14 protein-coding genes are annotated in these 15,349 nt (G+C 43.1%); 6 read left to right on the top strand and 8 right to left on the bottom strand.

Annotated features, from left to right (window positions below):
* Positions 1-15: 15 nt before the first annotated feature.
* The gene (mnmA, locus tag I5907_RS01790) at positions 16-1,119 is read right to left on the bottom strand and encodes a tRNA 2-thiouridine(34) synthase MnmA (protein ID WP_196989032.1); all 1,104 of its coding nucleotides are present in this window, start codon (positions 1,117-1,119) and stop codon (positions 16-18) included.
* Positions 1,120-1,508: 389 nt separating this feature from the next.
* Between mnmA and I5907_RS01785 the strand changes: the two genes are divergently transcribed.
* A complete protein-coding gene (locus I5907_RS01785; protein ID WP_196989031.1) occupies positions 1,509-2,732 on the top strand; it encodes an alkaline phosphatase family protein in 1,224 nt (407 codons plus the stop codon).
* A gap of 135 nt (positions 2,733-2,867) precedes the next feature.
* Here the strand turns inward: I5907_RS01785 and I5907_RS01780 are convergent, their stop codons facing one another.
* The 3 genes from I5907_RS01780 to I5907_RS01770 all read right to left on the bottom strand — a co-directional run bounded on the left by I5907_RS01780 (position 2,868) and on the right by I5907_RS01770 (position 5,004).
* Positions 2,868-3,614: a shikimate dehydrogenase family protein gene (locus I5907_RS01780; RefSeq protein WP_196989030.1), complete on the bottom strand. Its 747-nt coding sequence runs from the start codon at positions 3,612-3,614 to the stop codon at positions 2,868-2,870.
* Entirely contained in the window at positions 3,611-4,381 is a 771-nt protein-coding gene (locus I5907_RS01775; protein ID WP_196989029.1) for a phosphosulfolactate synthase, read from the bottom strand. The genes I5907_RS01780 and I5907_RS01775 overlap by 4 nt, the downstream gene beginning before the upstream one ends.
* A gap of 212 nt (positions 4,382-4,593) precedes the next feature.
* On the bottom strand, positions 4,594-5,004 hold the full coding sequence (locus I5907_RS01770; protein ID WP_196989028.1) for a T9SS type A sorting domain-containing protein: 411 nt from the start codon (positions 5,002-5,004) through the stop codon (positions 4,594-4,596).
* Positions 5,005-5,206: 202 nt separating this feature from the next.
* Here I5907_RS01770 and I5907_RS01765 point away from each other — a divergent pair, with 202 nt between their 5' ends.
* Positions 5,207-6,085: an inositol oxygenase family protein gene (locus tag I5907_RS01765; RefSeq protein ID WP_196989027.1), complete on the top strand. Its 879-nt coding sequence runs from the start codon at positions 5,207-5,209 to the stop codon at positions 6,083-6,085.
* A gap of 158 nt (positions 6,086-6,243) precedes the next feature.
* Here the strand turns inward: I5907_RS01765 and I5907_RS01760 are convergent, their stop codons facing one another.
* From I5907_RS01760 to I5907_RS01750, 3 genes are all read right to left on the bottom strand, one after another.
* Positions 6,244-7,515: an MFS transporter gene (locus I5907_RS01760; protein WP_196989026.1), complete on the bottom strand. Its 1,272-nt coding sequence runs from the start codon at positions 7,513-7,515 to the stop codon at positions 6,244-6,246.
* A gap of 22 nt (positions 7,516-7,537) precedes the next feature.
* On the bottom strand, positions 7,538-8,011 hold the full coding sequence (locus I5907_RS01755) for a methylglyoxal synthase (protein WP_196989025.1): 474 nt from the start codon (positions 8,009-8,011) through the stop codon (positions 7,538-7,540).
* Between the two features lie 279 nt (positions 8,012-8,290).
* Positions 8,291-8,584, bottom strand: coding sequence for a Gfo/Idh/MocA family oxidoreductase (locus I5907_RS01750; protein WP_196989024.1), 294 nt, complete (start codon positions 8,582-8,584; stop codon positions 8,291-8,293).
* Between the two features lie 228 nt (positions 8,585-8,812).
* On the opposite strand from I5907_RS01750, the gene I5907_RS01745 reads away from it, so the two are divergent.
* Positions 8,813-9,844 (top strand): LacI family DNA-binding transcriptional regulator, encoded by a 1,032-nt coding sequence (locus I5907_RS01745; RefSeq protein ID WP_196989023.1) that lies wholly within the window; start codon positions 8,813-8,815, stop codon positions 9,842-9,844.
* A gap of 1 nt (position 9,845) precedes the next feature.
* Here the strand turns inward: I5907_RS01745 and I5907_RS01740 are convergent, their stop codons facing one another.
* Positions 9,846-10,913, bottom strand: coding sequence for a dipeptidase (locus I5907_RS01740; protein WP_196989022.1), 1,068 nt, complete (start codon positions 10,911-10,913; stop codon positions 9,846-9,848).
* 399 nt (positions 10,914-11,312) lie between these two features.
* Between I5907_RS01740 and I5907_RS01735 the strand changes: the two genes are divergently transcribed.
* The 3 genes from I5907_RS01735 to I5907_RS01725 all read left to right on the top strand — a co-directional run bounded on the left by I5907_RS01735 (position 11,313) and on the right by I5907_RS01725 (position 15,313).
* Positions 11,313-14,747 carry a hypothetical protein gene (locus I5907_RS01735; protein WP_346266764.1) on the top strand — a complete coding sequence of 1,145 codons (3,435 nt, stop codon included), beginning with the start codon at positions 11,313-11,315 and terminating at the stop codon, positions 14,745-14,747.
* Positions 14,744-14,911 (top strand): hypothetical protein, encoded by a 168-nt coding sequence (locus tag I5907_RS01730; protein ID WP_196989021.1) that lies wholly within the window; start codon positions 14,744-14,746, stop codon positions 14,909-14,911. Before I5907_RS01735 ends, I5907_RS01730 begins: the two co-directional genes overlap by 4 nt.
* A gap of 108 nt (positions 14,912-15,019) precedes the next feature.
* The gene (locus I5907_RS01725; RefSeq protein WP_196989020.1) at positions 15,020-15,313 is read left to right on the top strand and encodes a hypothetical protein; all 294 of its coding nucleotides are present in this window, start codon (positions 15,020-15,022) and stop codon (positions 15,311-15,313) included.
* Positions 15,314-15,349: the final 36 nt, after the last annotated feature.

Below are 15,349 nucleotides of genomic sequence, written 5' to 3'. Positions count from 1 at the left end.
ATCTCTCAAAGACATCTATATAAGCTGGCCGCGTTGAATAACACCGCCGCCAATCACTTCATCACCTTCGTAAAAAACAGCACTCTGACCCGGGGCAATACTTTTTACATGCTCATAAAAGCGTACCCGGATACCATTCTCCGTAGCATAAAGATTGCTAAAAGCGCCCTTGTCTTTATAACGGATTTTGGTAAACGCTTCCATGCCGTCTGTTACACCATCATACTTCATCCAGTTGATCTTTGTAACATACATATCATTCTGCGCAAGATCTCCTTCATCGCCCAGCACCACTGTATTGGTAGATGGGTCAATTGCCGTAACATACGCCGGTTTGCCCAACGCAATATCAAGCCCTTTGCGTTGACCGATGGTGTAAAAAGGATATCCTTTATGCTGGCCTAATTTCTTTCCATGCTTATCAGTAAACCATCCGCCTGCAACATTGGCTTCCAGGCCGTCTACACGGCGTTTTAAGAAGCCGCGGTAATCATTGTCGGGTACAAAACAGATCTCGTAACTCTCGCTTTTTTTAGCCAGTTCGGGGTAGCCATAATCATGCGCCATTTGCCTGATGGCTGTTTTGCGGTATTTGCCCAAAGGCATAATGGTACGGGAAAGCAGTTCCTGGTCAAGCCCCCACAATACGTAGCTCTGGTCTTTTGTTTCATCGAGCCCTTTGCTTATGGTGTATCTGCCGTTGCCTGCACGAAACACGTTGGCGTAGTGGCCCGTTGCAATAAAATCGCAGTTAAGTGCATTGGCACGTTTTAGTAATGCACGCCATTTAATATGCGTGTTGCACATAACACAGGGGTTTGGTGTACGGCCGGCCATATATTCTTCCACGAAATTTTCAATCACAAAATCGCCAAACTCTTCCCTTATATCCAGTATAAAATGCGGAAACCCATGTTGCACTGCTGCGGCACGTGCGTCATTAAAACTATCGAGGTTGCAGCAGCCTGTTTCTTTGTGGCCACCACCACTGGTAGCGTAATCCCATGTTTTCATGGTAATGCCCACCACTTCGTATCCTTCGTGGTGCAGCATCAGGGCCGTTACGGTACTGTCTATACCGCCACTCATTGCCACCAAAACTTTTCCCTTACGGCTCATATTTAATAATTTGAAAATGCCTGCAAAGATAAAACAAAGCGCCGGATTGGTAGTTTTGCCGCCCGCATGCAGTTTTCGGAGAAGGAAATTTTTTGGTGGTCAGCAGCAATTTATATGGCATCTTCGTTGCGTCGCACACTTGTACAGATGAATATGTATTGCGCTGCAGGCTGCGGGTACCGGCTGCCTGCAGCAGCGCAAATTTGCCTTTTGGAGGGCCTGTAGATTTGCGCGCAGTTTGCACCGGGTCGCTTCAGTCGCCATAAAAAACGGAACGATGAACCGAGCGTGGCAACAGGCGATGCCATTAAAATAATGGCTGGTAACACAAAAAAAACGGTAAAAAACAACGGTGATTCTTTCATTTGACTATCTATAAAAGCAAAGGCATGAAGAAACTATTATTTATTGCACTGTTGTGTTGTTCGGCAATGGCCATGGCGCAAAAAAAGAAAGCAGTTTTTATTATCATCGATGGCATACCGGCAGACCTTATTGAAAAGCTGAATACGCCCACGATAAAAGCCATAGCCGGAGAAGGCGGTTTTACACCTGCCTATTGTGGTGGCGAAAAAGGTGCATACAATGAAACACCTACAATTTCTGCGGTGGGCTATAATACAGTACTTACAGGCACATGGGTAAACAAACACAATGTGTGGGACAATGATATTGCCGAGCCAAATTACCGCTACTACACCATTTTCAGGTATTTGAAAGAAGCAGATCCATCTAAGAAGATCGCTATTTTTTCTACCTGGCTGGATAACAGGACGAAGCTTGCAGGCGATGCATTGCCTGCTACAGGGAATATAAAATTTGACTACGCATTTGACGGCCTGGAGCTTGATACCAGCCATTACCCGCACGACCGGAATGCAGAGTACATCAGGAAAATTGACGACACCGTTTCAACCGTTGCAGGCGAATACATTAAAGCCAACGGCCCCGATCTTTCATGGGTTTACCTGGAACATACAGACGATATGGGCCACCGCTATGGAGACAGTAAACAATATTATGATGCCATTGAAGCAGCCGATGGCAGGATAAAAAAAGTATGGGATGCCATTCAATACCGAAAAAAACAATTTGGAGAAGATTGGTTGATTATTGTTACAACAGATCATGGCAGAGACCCTAAAAGTGGCCATAACCATGGCGGGCAAAGCGACAGGGAAAAGCTTGGCTGGATTGCTACCAATGCAAAAAACCTGAATGCTGAGTTTAAGGCTGGTACTGCTTCGCAGGCAGATATTATGCCGGCTATAGCGCGGTTTATGCATATGGTGGTGCCCAAAGAAAATGCCATGGAAATAGACGGCACTTCTTTTATTGGAAATATCAGTGCTATTGAACCAAATGCAAAACCGGAAAACGGTAAAATAGTAGTTACATGGAAGGCTGTTACGGCAAAAGGCAATGCAAAGATCTGGCTGAGCACCACCAATAATTTTAAAACAGGCGGTAAAGACGATTACAAAATGGTTGCTGAGGTGCCTGTTAGTCAGCAACAGGTTTCGATAGATGTCAGTAAAATGCCATCACAGATGTATAAAATCGTAATAGAAGCACCGGATAATATACTTAACAGGTGGGTATTGGTAAAGTAAGATTTATTATTCGTTTGTTGAAAATATCTACACTTCATCGGTATGGCCTTTGATCAAGATCAATTCCGAAGTTGTTATTTCTTTTACGCAATCTGCTTTCTTATTGAAATTATAATTATAATGGATTATTTAAAATTAATCTTCCTGGTTCCACAACTTCCAGTTTTCTTCTGCCTGTAAGATCAGCATATCGTAGCCGTTCTGTATAGCCGCTCCCTGCGCTTCTCCCAGTGCCAGGAACTTTGTTTTGGCAGGGTTGTACACAAGATCAAAAAGGTAATGTTTTTCTGTAAGCAACTGGTAGGGAATTTCCGGCGCTTCATCAATTCCCGGAGCCGTACCTACCGGTGTGCAGTTGATGATCAGCGGGTAAAGGCTCATAATATTTTCATCCAGGTCCGCATAGCCAAGAATCTGCAGGTCTTCGTTGCGGTGCCGCGATACATACCTGTAATCAATATGCAATTTGTCCAAAACAAACGCAACTGCAGATGATGCGCCACCGGTACCAAGTATTAAAGCTTTTGTATGGTGCGGTTGTAAATACCTGATAAATGATTTTTCAAAACCGGTAATATCTGTATTGTACCCGTGCAGTTTGCCATGTCTTATACATACACAGTTACAGGCATTCATTGTTTCAACCGCCGGCGTTTTGTAGTCGAGGTATTGTATCACCTCTCTTTTGTAAGGTATGGTTACAGCAAAACCTTTTAATAACTGGCGCTCTTCAATAAGATGTGGCAGGTAGTCGATAGATGGTATAGCGAATGCCTCAAAAACTGCGTTGGTTATTCCATCGCGGTGAAATTTTTCCGTAAAGTATTTCTGGGAAAATGAATGAGATAATGGGTAGCCAATTAATCCATATTCTTTCGTCATGCCGTTTCTTTATTCAGGTATAAGCTAAAGGTATCTCCGCGTAAACCCACTCTCATTGCTTCCAGCGGAATAACTTCTGTTGGCGCAATATTGCCAAGGTTTACATTACAGCCAAGCAGTTCCAGGAAATATAATTGCTGTGCTTTTTGCGGCGCCTCCCATAAGATCTTTTCTCCGGGTATCTGTGTCAGTATCTCCTGCACCAGTCCTTCACGTACTTCGCCACTGCCACGATAAATACCCACATTGCCTGCTTCACGCGCCTCAGCAATAACATAAGAAGAGCCTGCTTCAAGTTCTGCACGCATCAGTTCAATCCATTTATAGGGTGGAATAATGTGTGCAGCATCTTTGCTGCCTACTTCACTCAATACCGTGCCATGTTTGGTAAGCTTTTCTATATAGCCGCATTTTTCTGCGTGTGGAATGGTGATGGAGCCATCACTTACTTCCATGTAATCGATCTTGTAATCTTTGCAGATGGATATATAATCTTCAAACTGGTTCCTTATAAGGAAAGCTTCAAACAATGTACCACCAAAATAAACCGGCACATCATAAGATTGATACGCCTCTATTTTTTCTCTCAGGTTTGGAGTAACGTACGATGTGCCAAAACCTAGTTTTATAATATCAACATGCGGGTAAGAAATGCTCATGAAATTATGTACCTCCGCAATACTCAGTCCCTTATCCATAACCATTGTAACGCCGGAAGTCCGCGGTCTCTGAGTGCGTTCGGGCATTTGCGATAAATTAAAATTCATCTCGTACAGTTGTTTAATAAAATTGAGCAAATTTAAGGGAACAGCTTATTCGCCCGTTACTAAAATAAGCACAACTTTTGATGCAACTGTGCACAAAAAAATACAGGAAAGCATGATGAGCCCGGCATTAATGCTACTATTTGGCACCTGTTGCGTCGCACTCTTGTACTGTTGTACATAACGCAGCATGGCGCACCGCCGCCACATAAGCACTAACTTCTTATAATGATGAATTGCTTTACCACACCTGTTTTCTCATCTTTTAACTGGTAATTGCCCTCAGGCAATATGCTAAGGTCTACTGTGGCTTTTTCCCTGATGGCAGTTTTGAAGATTTGCCTGCCATCGCCATTGGTCATAGAAACTACCTGTTTGCCGGTAATGCGGATGTAGATGATCTTGTTTGCACGGGTAGGATACACATCAAATACTTTGAGTGGCCGCGGTGCTTTTCTTACATGCGCAGGTTCCACATCTTTTTCAATGTTGTTCGCAGAGCTGTCTTCTTTGATGCTGTTTTTTACAGAAATTTCTTTTTCAGAAAAACTGTTTGTAAGTGTTCTCGTGGCAGATGCTGTAAATGCTATGCTTAGCAGCACCAGGTACATGATGGATTTTTTCAAGAGTAACGGTTTTAGAGGTACGGTATTAAAAGTAAAATTATGCTAAATGGCCTTTAACGCAACCTTAAAATTCCATTGTAATTACGGCTGCCTGTACAATGTTGGCGCTGCATTTTTTTCGAGAAAGAAATCCGGCCATTACTCACGAAAAATATGCAACTTTATAGCAGGCTCATATTCCTGACAAATAAAAAATCAACATATGAAGACAGATTTCTTGCCACAACAAAATCCGCTCGAATCCCTCGACGAGTGGGAAGACGATTTAATCAACCGCTACCCCGATCCGGATACGATTGTACAGCATAAAACTAAAGAGGAGTACAGGGATTATGAAAATACGACCCGCGATACGGTTAAAGAATTTTATAAACTGAACCACACATACCAGACCTACGATTTTGTACAGGAAAAACGTGCGGATTTTTTAAAGTTCGACAAAAAGAAAATGCCCGTTTGGAACGCTTTTGAATTCCTGAATCAACTGGTAGACGATTCAGATCCTGATACAGATCTCGACCAGTTTCAACACCTGTTGCAAACATCGGAAGCCATCCGCAGAGACGGCCACCCGGATTGGATGGTGGCCGTTGGGCTTATCCATGACCTTGGTAAAGTGCTTTGTCTTTTCGGAGAGCCTCAATGGGCTGTGGTCGGCGATACCTTCCCTGTTGGTTGCGCTTACTCAGATAAAGTAGTATACCCGGAATTTTTTAAACTCAACCCAGATTTCAATGATGAAGTATACAGTACCAAATATGGTGTGTACGAACCAAATTGTGGTTTAAGAAATGTAACCATGAGCTGGGGCCACGATGAGTATATCTACCACATTGCAAAAGAGCGCATACCGGAAGAAGGATTGTACATGCTGCGTTACCACTCGTTTTATGCATGGCACAGGGAAGGCGCCTATGATCATTTACTGGATGACCACGACAGGTCAATGCTAAAGTGGGTTAAGCTGTTCAACCCGTATGATCTGTATTCCAAAAATCCTACACCGCCCGTATGGTCAGAGTTAAAACCGTATTATGAAGAGCTGGTGGCAAAATACCTGCCTGCAGAAATCAGGTTTTAACAGGTATTGCATATTACATATTGAGCTTTATAGCAGAAAGGCTGTCTTTTCGGACAGCCTTTCTTTTTTATTGCTTCTTCAGGTGATGGAAACTGGAACCAGCCCAGTAGGTAACCGGCTGTTGTTTTAAAAGAATGGCAATAAATCTTTTTATTTTTTTAGTGAATTGTGCTTTCATAATGTGTCTTTTCGTGAACAATAGTTTTTACTGTAGTGGGTATTGTTAGTGTATCGTTGTTTTGGGAAAAGCTCAACCGCTCATTCCGTTGGCGGTAAGCTATAGCCAGGCAAAATAACAGGCCCGTAAATGCCAGCCCAACACCCACGTATTGCGGAGACGTATAACCTAAACCGGCAGCAATTGGCAAACCGCCCAAAAAGGCGCCAAGTGCATTACCGGTATTAGCGCTGGCCTGTAATGCAGCTGAGGCAAGCATTTCAGAGCCCTTGGCTGCATTGATCATGAGCATTTGCATAGGTGCAATTACAGCAAATGCAATCGCGCCTGTAATGAATGTCATTAATATTGCGGTAGGTTGATAAGAAGATACAAGCGCTACTATTACCAGCGAAACCATCATGGTTAACAAAAGAAATCCTGTTGTTTTCAATGGAGAGAAACGATCTGCTAATCGGCCACCGATAAAATTACCTACCGCCATTCCTAAGCCTGCAATGATCATTATAACGGTTACCATATTGCTTTCAAAACCCGCTACTTCTGTCATCAATGGTGCTATATAGCTGATCCATGCAAAGAGACCGCCGGTACCAATAGCGGAAATGCCGATGATGAGCCACAATTCCGCCTTGCCAAAAACCTTTACACTGTCTTTAAAACTGTTTTCTGAAGAAGCTTTTACATCCGGCAGCCATTTCTTAATGCTGGCTGCTGCCAATAAGGCTACTGCTGCAATAATAAAAAATGATAATCTCCAGCTAAGATTATGGCCAATATAGGTGCCAAGCGGTACACCAATAATATTGGCTACTGTTAAGCCTGCAAACATTACAGATACGGCTCTCGCCTCCCTGCCTGGCTCAGCCAGTTTACTGGCAACCACGGCACCCATACCAAAGAATGCGCCGTGTGGCAGCCCTGCAAAAAACCTTGCGATCATCAGTGTCTCATAATTTGGTGCCAGTGCAAAAACGCCGTTGAAAACACCAAACATGAGCATTAAAGTTATCAACACTTTTTTGGGTGCAAACTTTCCTGAGAGTGCAACGAGCAATGGTGCACCGATTACCACACCTAATGCGTAGATTGATATAAGATGACCCGCAGTGGGTATAGATATGCCTAATGAAGCTGCTACATCGGGCAGTACGCCCATCATCATGAATTCTGCCATGCCTATACTAAAGCCACCTATCGTAATCGTTAGCAGGCTCGGCTTTAATGATGAAAGAAATCCTTCTTTTTTCATGCCTTTTCCTTTTTTAGTTAGATTATACTGCCATTCTTACCTCGTTGCCGGGGTCCTGCTGATTGGCAAATTGTTTTGTAGCGGGCTCATACGATGGCCCTGCCGGTACATATATTTCATTGATCAATCCAGAATCCATAATATGATCTGCGGTAGTTCTGTTGCAGCTTACAATAATGTTTTTACTGATGGCCAGTTCGAGCAGGTTGCGTATATCGCTGTTGTTAACGGCATCATGTATAACATCGCTGAAGAAGATGAGTGCATCAATTTTTCCTTCTGCTACCATCGTTGCCAGTTGTTTGTAACCGCCCATTGCACCGCTCTGTAATTTTTGAACCGGTACATCTACCGTACCTTCTAAAATATCCGCGGTGGTACCTGTAGCAATCAGTTGGTGCTGTTGCAATGCAAGTCTCTTAAAATAAGACCATTCAATAAGTTCTGTCTTTTTATGTTCCTGTGCCGAGATGGCAATTCTTTTTACTGTTGTCATATATTTTTTCAATAATTTTTATAAAAAAGCCTGCACACTTTGTGCAGGCAATCGTTTATGTAATTTGTTCGTTATCTTTTTAAGCATTGGCAAATACACGCTTTTATGTGTTTGTATTACCAATGATTGTGTACCCGTTGTTTTGCCGGGCAATCTTTTATACAAATGGGCACCCGGAAGTACTTGGAATATATGAGCATGTTGGAAGTTGCTGAGTTTTGCACTGTAGTACAAGTGAGTGACACAACGATGCTCAAGAGTAGTAATGCAGCCGGTCAACTAAATTACCCTTACATATTTACCGGCTTCGAGCACTTCTCCAACAATATCCATATTATTATCTGCTGGTGATGATACAATGATAAGGTCAATCAACGCATCATCAATAATCTCTTTTGCATCCTGCACTATCTCGGCCTGCGGATATTGTGTTTTGATATCTGCCCGGGAAGAATTATTGCTGAGATAAACTTTCCTGATATTGTAACCATTTGTTTTGCTGGCTTCGGATAATACCGGCACTGATCCATGATCACTGCAATCTATAACGCCTACATTTTTATAAGTATTCATAGTCTCACATTTTCGGTTAATAATCGCTGCAAAGATAACAGCTTTTTGTTTAAACGTTTAAACACTTTCAAATCTTATGCCGGTCTTTTACGGTGCGGATTGTACCGACAACCTGTCAAACGCTCTTCACACCATTTTTTATTGATTATCAATGTGAACTAAAATTTGTTAAAAAAATTCTGTTTAAACGTTTAAATTTGTGTCAGCAATTTATTCCCGGTTATTGCCATGAAGAAAAAAGTCTCCTTAAAAGATATTGCCCAAAAAGTTGGCGTTTCAATTGCCCTTGTTTCTTATGTACTTAATAATAAGAATGAAAAGAGGATCAGCAAAGATGTTGCTACCAAAATACGGGAAACGGCAGCGGCATTGAATTACCGGGCCAACCAGATAGCCAAAAGCCTGAAAACAAATAAGACCAATACCATCGGTTTAATTGTTTCTGATATTGCCAACCCCTTTTCCTCCTCGCTTGCAAGGATTATTGAAGACGAGGCCGACAAATACGGCTATACCGTAATTTTTGGCAGTTCTGATGAAGATGCCGAAAAGTCTAAAAAGCTGATTGATACACTGACCAACCGCCAGGTTGACGGCCTGATCATCGCCCCCGCTGACGACACGGTAGAGCAGGTGAAAATGCTGGTACAGGAAGGTTTTCCATTTGTACTGGTGGATCGCTACTTTCCCGAAGTGCAAACCAATTACGTGGCACTCGATAACTTTAAGGCGGCACAAACGGCCACCGGGCAGTTACTCCATGCCGGCTTTAAAAACATTGGCCTCATCACCTACAAAAGCACTTTGCATAACCTGCAGGAAAGAAAAACAGGTTATATCGCAACGCTTAAAGCGCATGGCCGCGAGGTAAAAAAACACCACATTAAAGAGATCGGTTACCATGAAACCGGCCCTGGTGTAGAAAAAGCCATGCAGCAATTGCTGGGCGGCAAGGATGTGGTAGATGCTATCTTGTTTGGCTCCAACATCCTGGCGTTGCAGGGCGTAAAATACATCAATGCACGGGGGCTCAGGGTACCTGAAAATGTTGGCGTAATAATGTTTGATGAAAGCGAGGCCTTATCGCTTTACAGCCCGCCCATTAGTTATATAAAGCAACCAATGGAATCGCTGGGCAAAACCGCTGTTAATATGCTACTGGAGAGTATTGCCAGAAACAACAAAACATCTCAGGTTAAGCTGGATGGAGAACTGGTACTCAGCCGTTCTGCTGTGGCAGTAACCGAAAGTGTTGTATAGGCTATCGCCAGGCTTTTCTCAGGAACCGCAGCCAGTTGCCGTGCATTATTTTTTCAATATCGTTATGGCTGTAACCACGTTGTATAAACATAGCAGGCAGTTTCTGCAGGTCCGCTATCGTGTCTACATCATAGGGACTTTGCTCTGTGCCATAACCGCCATCCAGGTCTGTGCCAATACCCACATGATCTGCATTGCCGGCAAGCTGGCAAATATGATCTATATGGTCGATCATTTTCTCCAGGTTGCAATTCAGCTCTTTTGCAGTTGATTTTCCCCGCTGCCAGCCCGGTACCATCATCCATGCATCCAGCGGTGCACCAATTACAGCGCCTTTTGTAATCAGCGCTTTGATCATTTCATCGCTAAACTGCCTGTTATGGTCTACCAGTGCCCTGCAGTTGTTATGACTTGCCCATACATGGCCATTGAAGAGGTCCATTGCATCCCAAAATGCATCATCGTTTAAATGAGTAGCATCGAGAATGATATTCAGTTGCTCCATTTCTTTTAGCAGCACCCTGCCCATTTCATTCAAATGTCCCGTGGCATCCGTTCCGTTGGCATAACGCCCCGGTCCGTAATGGGCGGGTCCCAATGCACGCAATCCATAGTCAAAGGCAGTATGTAATGCATCAGGTGTCACCAGTGAATCTGCCCCTTCCAGGCTGAGTATATAACCAATTGCTTTTTTTGTGTTTGTTGTGCTATGCCAGTAAACCAGGTGCTCTTCCAGCGTTTGCAGGTCATGTATCATCTTCATTTCGCCAGCCTTCTCCATGGCTTTGTACCAGGCAAGCTGGCCCTGTGTTTGTGCCCAGGCCTGTTCAGCAGAATGCCAGCCGGGCAAAGGGTTGCCAGGTGCTACAAACCTTGCAATCTGCGTGGCCACCACCAATCCTGTGTTTGCCTTGCGCAGTTCATCCAGCGATACGGTGTTGTTGCCCCTGTCAGGTTTATCAGTCATACCCGCTTCGCGCTTACGTATATCGGTAACCGGCAAACGAAGATCCCTGTTCCATTCAAGCGCATTCATACTAAGGTCGAGATGAGCATCTATTATAAACATGTACTAAGATTTTAGCAGTAATGTATGAGCCCGGCTGTATCATGCTATTCAGCTTCCGTTGCGTCGCACTCTTGTACTTTCATATCATTATTCAGCTGTTCCGGGTGTAGCAGCGTTTGTCGTCATATACCTTCAACAGGCTGTCGGGCAAAAGAACAAAACAACCGCCTGCCACGAAAATTTTTCTTTTACCAGCAATGCTGTTGTACGCCAGCGGTCTCATAATCAGTAGTTTTCTTTTTTGCTTACGCAATTTTTGATTCCGCTAAACCGCCGGGTATTACTTAAGAGTCAATATTTTCTAATCTGTTATCTTTAAATTTTTGAAGCAATAAAGTTTCCTCAAAAATTGTTTAACGATAAAAAACTGATTAACTGCGTGTTTTTGTAACCATATGTGTGTTTTGGGTATTGTGCGCGGCACAGGAAGCGAATGGACAGGTATCTTCAGTTCGTAAGAAAAAAATTCCGGCGCAGGGCAGGGTGCAGCTCGATTCGCTTAGTGTTGTACCCGCAACCATTGTTATAGAAAATATAGACTCAACTTTTTATACAGTTGATCTTATCAATGCCACGCTGCAATGGAAAAAAATATTACCGGCAGATAGTTTGTTTGTTACTTACCGCGTTTTCCCGGTGCGTCTCAATAAAACTGTAAAGCGCTATTCGTTTGATAGTATCAGGAACAACTTCATCGTATCGCCAGAAATTGCTGCCAAACAAAACAAAGACCCGAGCAATCTTTTTAATTTCGGCAAAGTCAGCTATGGCGGTTCTTTTGGCCGCAGTATTAGTTTCGGCAACAACCAGGATGCGGTGCTTAACTCGCAATTCAACCTGCAGTTAAATGGTTACCTCGGCGATAGTATTGAAATAGCCGCCGCCATCACAGATAACAATATTCCCATACAACCCGATGGTACCACACAACAACTAAACGAGTTTGACAGGGTACTGCTGCAATTCAGGAAACGAACCTGGGAGGTGAGCCTGGGAGATATCGATTTGCGGCAGAATAAATCTTACTTTTTAAAATTCTATAAACGCCTCCAGGGTATTGCATACATACAGCAAACAAAACCATTTAAAAATGTAGCCAATACAACAACACTCAGCGGTGCCATCGCCAAGGGAAAATTTGCACGCAACGTTTTCCAGGGCGTGGAAGGAAACCAGGGACCTTACCGCCTGCAGGGCAATAACAACGAATTGTTTTTTGTAATACTGGCAGGCACCGAAAAAGTTTTTATTGATGGTGTACAAATGCAGCGCGGGGAAGACCAGGACTATACCATCAATTACAATACGGCTGAGATAACTTTTACGCCACGGCAAATGATCACGAAAGACAAACGTATCCAGGTAGAGTTTGAATATGCTGACCGTAATTATCTCAACTCTATGCTGTATGTAAACAATGAAACAAATTTCAATAATCGTTTAACCCTGTACATGTCTGCCTACAGCAACGTAGATGCTAAAAATTCTCCCATCAATCAAACGTTGGATAACCCGCAGAAACAGTTTCTCGCAAATATTGGCGACAGTATACAGAATGCTTATTACCCTTACGCTTCTATTGATTCTTTTTCTGCATCTAAGATCCTTTATAAGAAAGTAGATACAGTGTATAATGGTACCAGCTATTCTGTTTATGTGTATTCCACCAATCCCGACAGTGCCCGGTACAATCTTGCATTTGCTGAGGTAGGCATAAACAAGGGTAACTATGTGCCTTTATTCAGCGCGGCAAATGGCCAGGTATTTAAGTGGGTGCAACCTTTAAACGGCATGCCACAGGGTAACTATGAACCGGCAACATTTCTTACCACACCAAAGAAACAACAACTGTTAACTGTTGGCGCAGCATATACACTAAACACAAAAACGATCGTCAAAACAGAAGTAGCGGCCAGCCGCTATGATCTCAATACTTTCTCGCAAAAAAATGAGGCAGACAACCAGGGTTTGGCGGCAAAAGTATCCATCGAGAGAAATGATACACTCAAAACAAAAACGGGTAAACAATTGCAGGTAAACAGTACAGCCGGTTATGAGTGGGTAGACCAGAAGTTCAGGCCCGTTGAGCGTTTAAGGGCTGTGGAGTTCACAAGAGATTGGGGGCTGCCATTACTGGTAAATTACGCCAACGAGAAGTTGCCGTCTTTCGGTGTGCAGCTAAAAGATGCAAAAGGCAATTATGTACAATATCTTTTTGGTGCATACATTAGAAGCGACGGCTTTAAAGGCACACGCCATATTGTAAGCCACGTGCATGACGTAGGCGGATGGCGTTTCAACAATGTGTTCAATATTACCAACAGCAATACGCCGTTTGACAAAGGCTACTATCTACGGCCCACCATCGATGTAAATAAAACGCTTTCATCGTTTCATAACTATACCATCGGTGGCACATACCTGCTGGAGCATAACGAGGTAAAAAATATGGCTAAAGATACCGTTACGCCCCTCAGCTTTGCTTTCGAAACCATTTCAGCTTATGTAAGGTCAAACATTGAAAAAAACAACAGGTGGTCTTTTACTTACTTTACACGAAGCGATAAACTGCCTTACCAAAAAAAGCTGCTACAGGCAGACCGCAGCCACAATTATAACCTACAGGTAGAATTGTTACAAAATAAAAACCAGCAATTCCGGTTTAATGTTAGCTACAGGCAGTTGCAGGTAACAAACAAAACGATTACAACCCAAAAAGCAGACAATAGCCTGCTGGGCCGTGCCGAGTATATCGTGAACGCATGGAAAGGTTTTCTCCGGGGCAATGCCTTATATGAGTTAGGCACAGGCCAGGAACCACGCAGAACATTTACTTATGTTGAAGTGCCGGCAGGGCAGGGGCAGTACACATGGATAGATTATAACAACGATGGTATTCCGCAACTCAATGAGTTTGATATTGCAGTGTTCCAGGACCAGGCAAGATACATTCGTGTGTATACACCAACCAACGAATACATAAAAGCAGACTATACACAATTCAACTATGCACTTTCTGTAACACCGCAGGTGTTGCTGGCTACTGTTAAAAATGGATTATCTAAAAAATTATTGTCCAAACTAAGCTTACAATCTTCGCTGCAGAGTTTCAAAAAGCAATTGTCGCAAGGCAACCCGCAGTTCAATCCTTTTAAAGGAAAAACAACTGACACAGCATTGCTCAACTTTAGTTATGTGTTGAATAATACACTATCGTTTAACCGTTACAGTACAAGCTGGGGTGTAGATGTAACTAATCTTATCAACTACAATAAGGCGCTTTTAACGTATGGCGCAGAAACGAATCAATTCAAAGAGTGGACAGTAAAAGGACGTGTAAATTTTTTAAAACAATACACGTTTGAGCTAATACAAAAAACCGGTGATCAGAACCTTCTTACCCCTGCGTTCAATAACCGCAATTACGCTATTAAAGTAAACAACACGGAGCCGCGGTTTACTTACACCGCCGGTACCAAGTTCAGGGTGCAGGCAGGCTACCAGCACACGAGCAAACGTAACGATCCTGCATACGGTGGCGAGGAAGCAGTGTTCAATGCAATAAACCTGGAAACGAAATACAACACGTTTTCCAATACAAGTCTCACCGGAAAGTTTACCTTCAACAACATTACTTATACCGGTGCCACCAACAGCACGGTAAGTTATATTATACTCGATGCCTTGCTGCCCGGCAAAAATTTTCTGTGGACGATCGATCTTACCAAACGATTTATCAACAACCTGGAACTAAATTTCCAGTACGAGGGCCGGAAGCCCGGCGGTACAAGAACAATACATACCGGGCGGGTTAGTTTGAATGTTTTATTATGATGATGCCGGCTGTCGTTATCGTGGCATCGCCTGTTGCCACGCCCGGTTCATCGTTCTCTTTTTATGGCAACTGTAGCGTTCCGGTTTGCATACACCCTATTGTGCAGGCAAATTTTGCAGGCTTTAACCATCTTTTAACCGCAGGTTTTGGTGAAGGAGTATAACACACATAATTTTTTGTTTGTATACTGCGTTATCCAAATGCGGCTATCCACACAGACCGCAAAATCCAACAGCCAATATCCATTTTATCAAATGAAAAAACCAATTGTATGATTAAGATCTTCTCTCTCGACTTCGAATTTAAAAAACTCACCTGCTTTGCCATTATTCGTGTAAGCCGTAAAACGGGCAATACAGAATACCATGTAAGAGTAATGAATGGCAATCTCGATAACATGCTTTGTGGTTACAATACCTTCAAAGAAGTAAACGGCAGGCTCATTAATGAAATGCCTGCAGACGGCAGCCGCGAACTGCGCTTCAGAACACTGATCTTTCAAAGATTGCAACATTACCTGGAAAATAATAGCAACAGGAATATGCAAACAGCTTTCTCCATTTAATTACCTGTATTCAAATACAAGCGTTTCATTGTATCA

It is taken from the genome of Panacibacter microcysteis, from assembly GCF_015831355.1.
Taxonomy (GTDB): domain Bacteria; phylum Bacteroidota; class Bacteroidia; order Chitinophagales; family Chitinophagaceae; genus Panacibacter; species Panacibacter microcysteis.
This window is presented reverse-complemented; position numbering and strand designations above follow the sequence as displayed.

Coding starts and splice junctions, on each gene's coding strand:
- I5907_RS01775 (WP_196989029.1), bottom strand. CDS start 4,381: ATGAATTTTAATTTATCGCAAATGCCCGAACGCACTCAGAGACCGCGG.
- I5907_RS01765 (WP_196989027.1), top strand. CDS start 5,207: ATGAAGACAGATTTCTTGCCACAACAAAATCCGCTCGAATCCCTCGAC.
- I5907_RS01745 (WP_196989023.1), top strand. CDS start 8,813: ATGAAGAAAAAAGTCTCCTTAAAAGATATTGCCCAAAAAGTTGGCGTT.
- I5907_RS01730 (WP_196989021.1), top strand. CDS start 14,744: ATGATGATGCCGGCTGTCGTTATCGTGGCATCGCCTGTTGCCACGCCC.
- I5907_RS01785 (WP_196989031.1), top strand. CDS start 1,509: ATGAAGAAACTATTATTTATTGCACTGTTGTGTTGTTCGGCAATGGCC.
- I5907_RS01750 (WP_196989024.1), bottom strand. CDS start 8,584: ATGAATACTTATAAAAATGTAGGCGTTATAGATTGCAGTGATCATGGA.
- I5907_RS01755 (WP_196989025.1), bottom strand. CDS start 8,011: ATGACAACAGTAAAAAGAATTGCCATCTCGGCACAGGAACATAAAAAG.
- I5907_RS01760 (WP_196989026.1), bottom strand. CDS start 7,515: ATGAAAAAAGAAGGATTTCTTTCATCATTAAAGCCGAGCCTGCTAACG.
- mnmA (WP_196989032.1), bottom strand. CDS start 1,119: ATGAGCCGTAAGGGAAAAGTTTTGGTGGCAATGAGTGGCGGTATAGAC.
- I5907_RS01725 (WP_196989020.1), top strand. CDS start 15,020: ATGATTAAGATCTTCTCTCTCGACTTCGAATTTAAAAAACTCACCTGC.
- I5907_RS01780 (WP_196989030.1), bottom strand. CDS start 3,614: ATGACGAAAGAATATGGATTAATTGGCTACCCATTATCTCATTCATTT.
- I5907_RS01740 (WP_196989022.1), bottom strand. CDS start 10,913: ATGTTTATAATAGATGCTCATCTCGACCTTAGTATGAATGCGCTTGAA.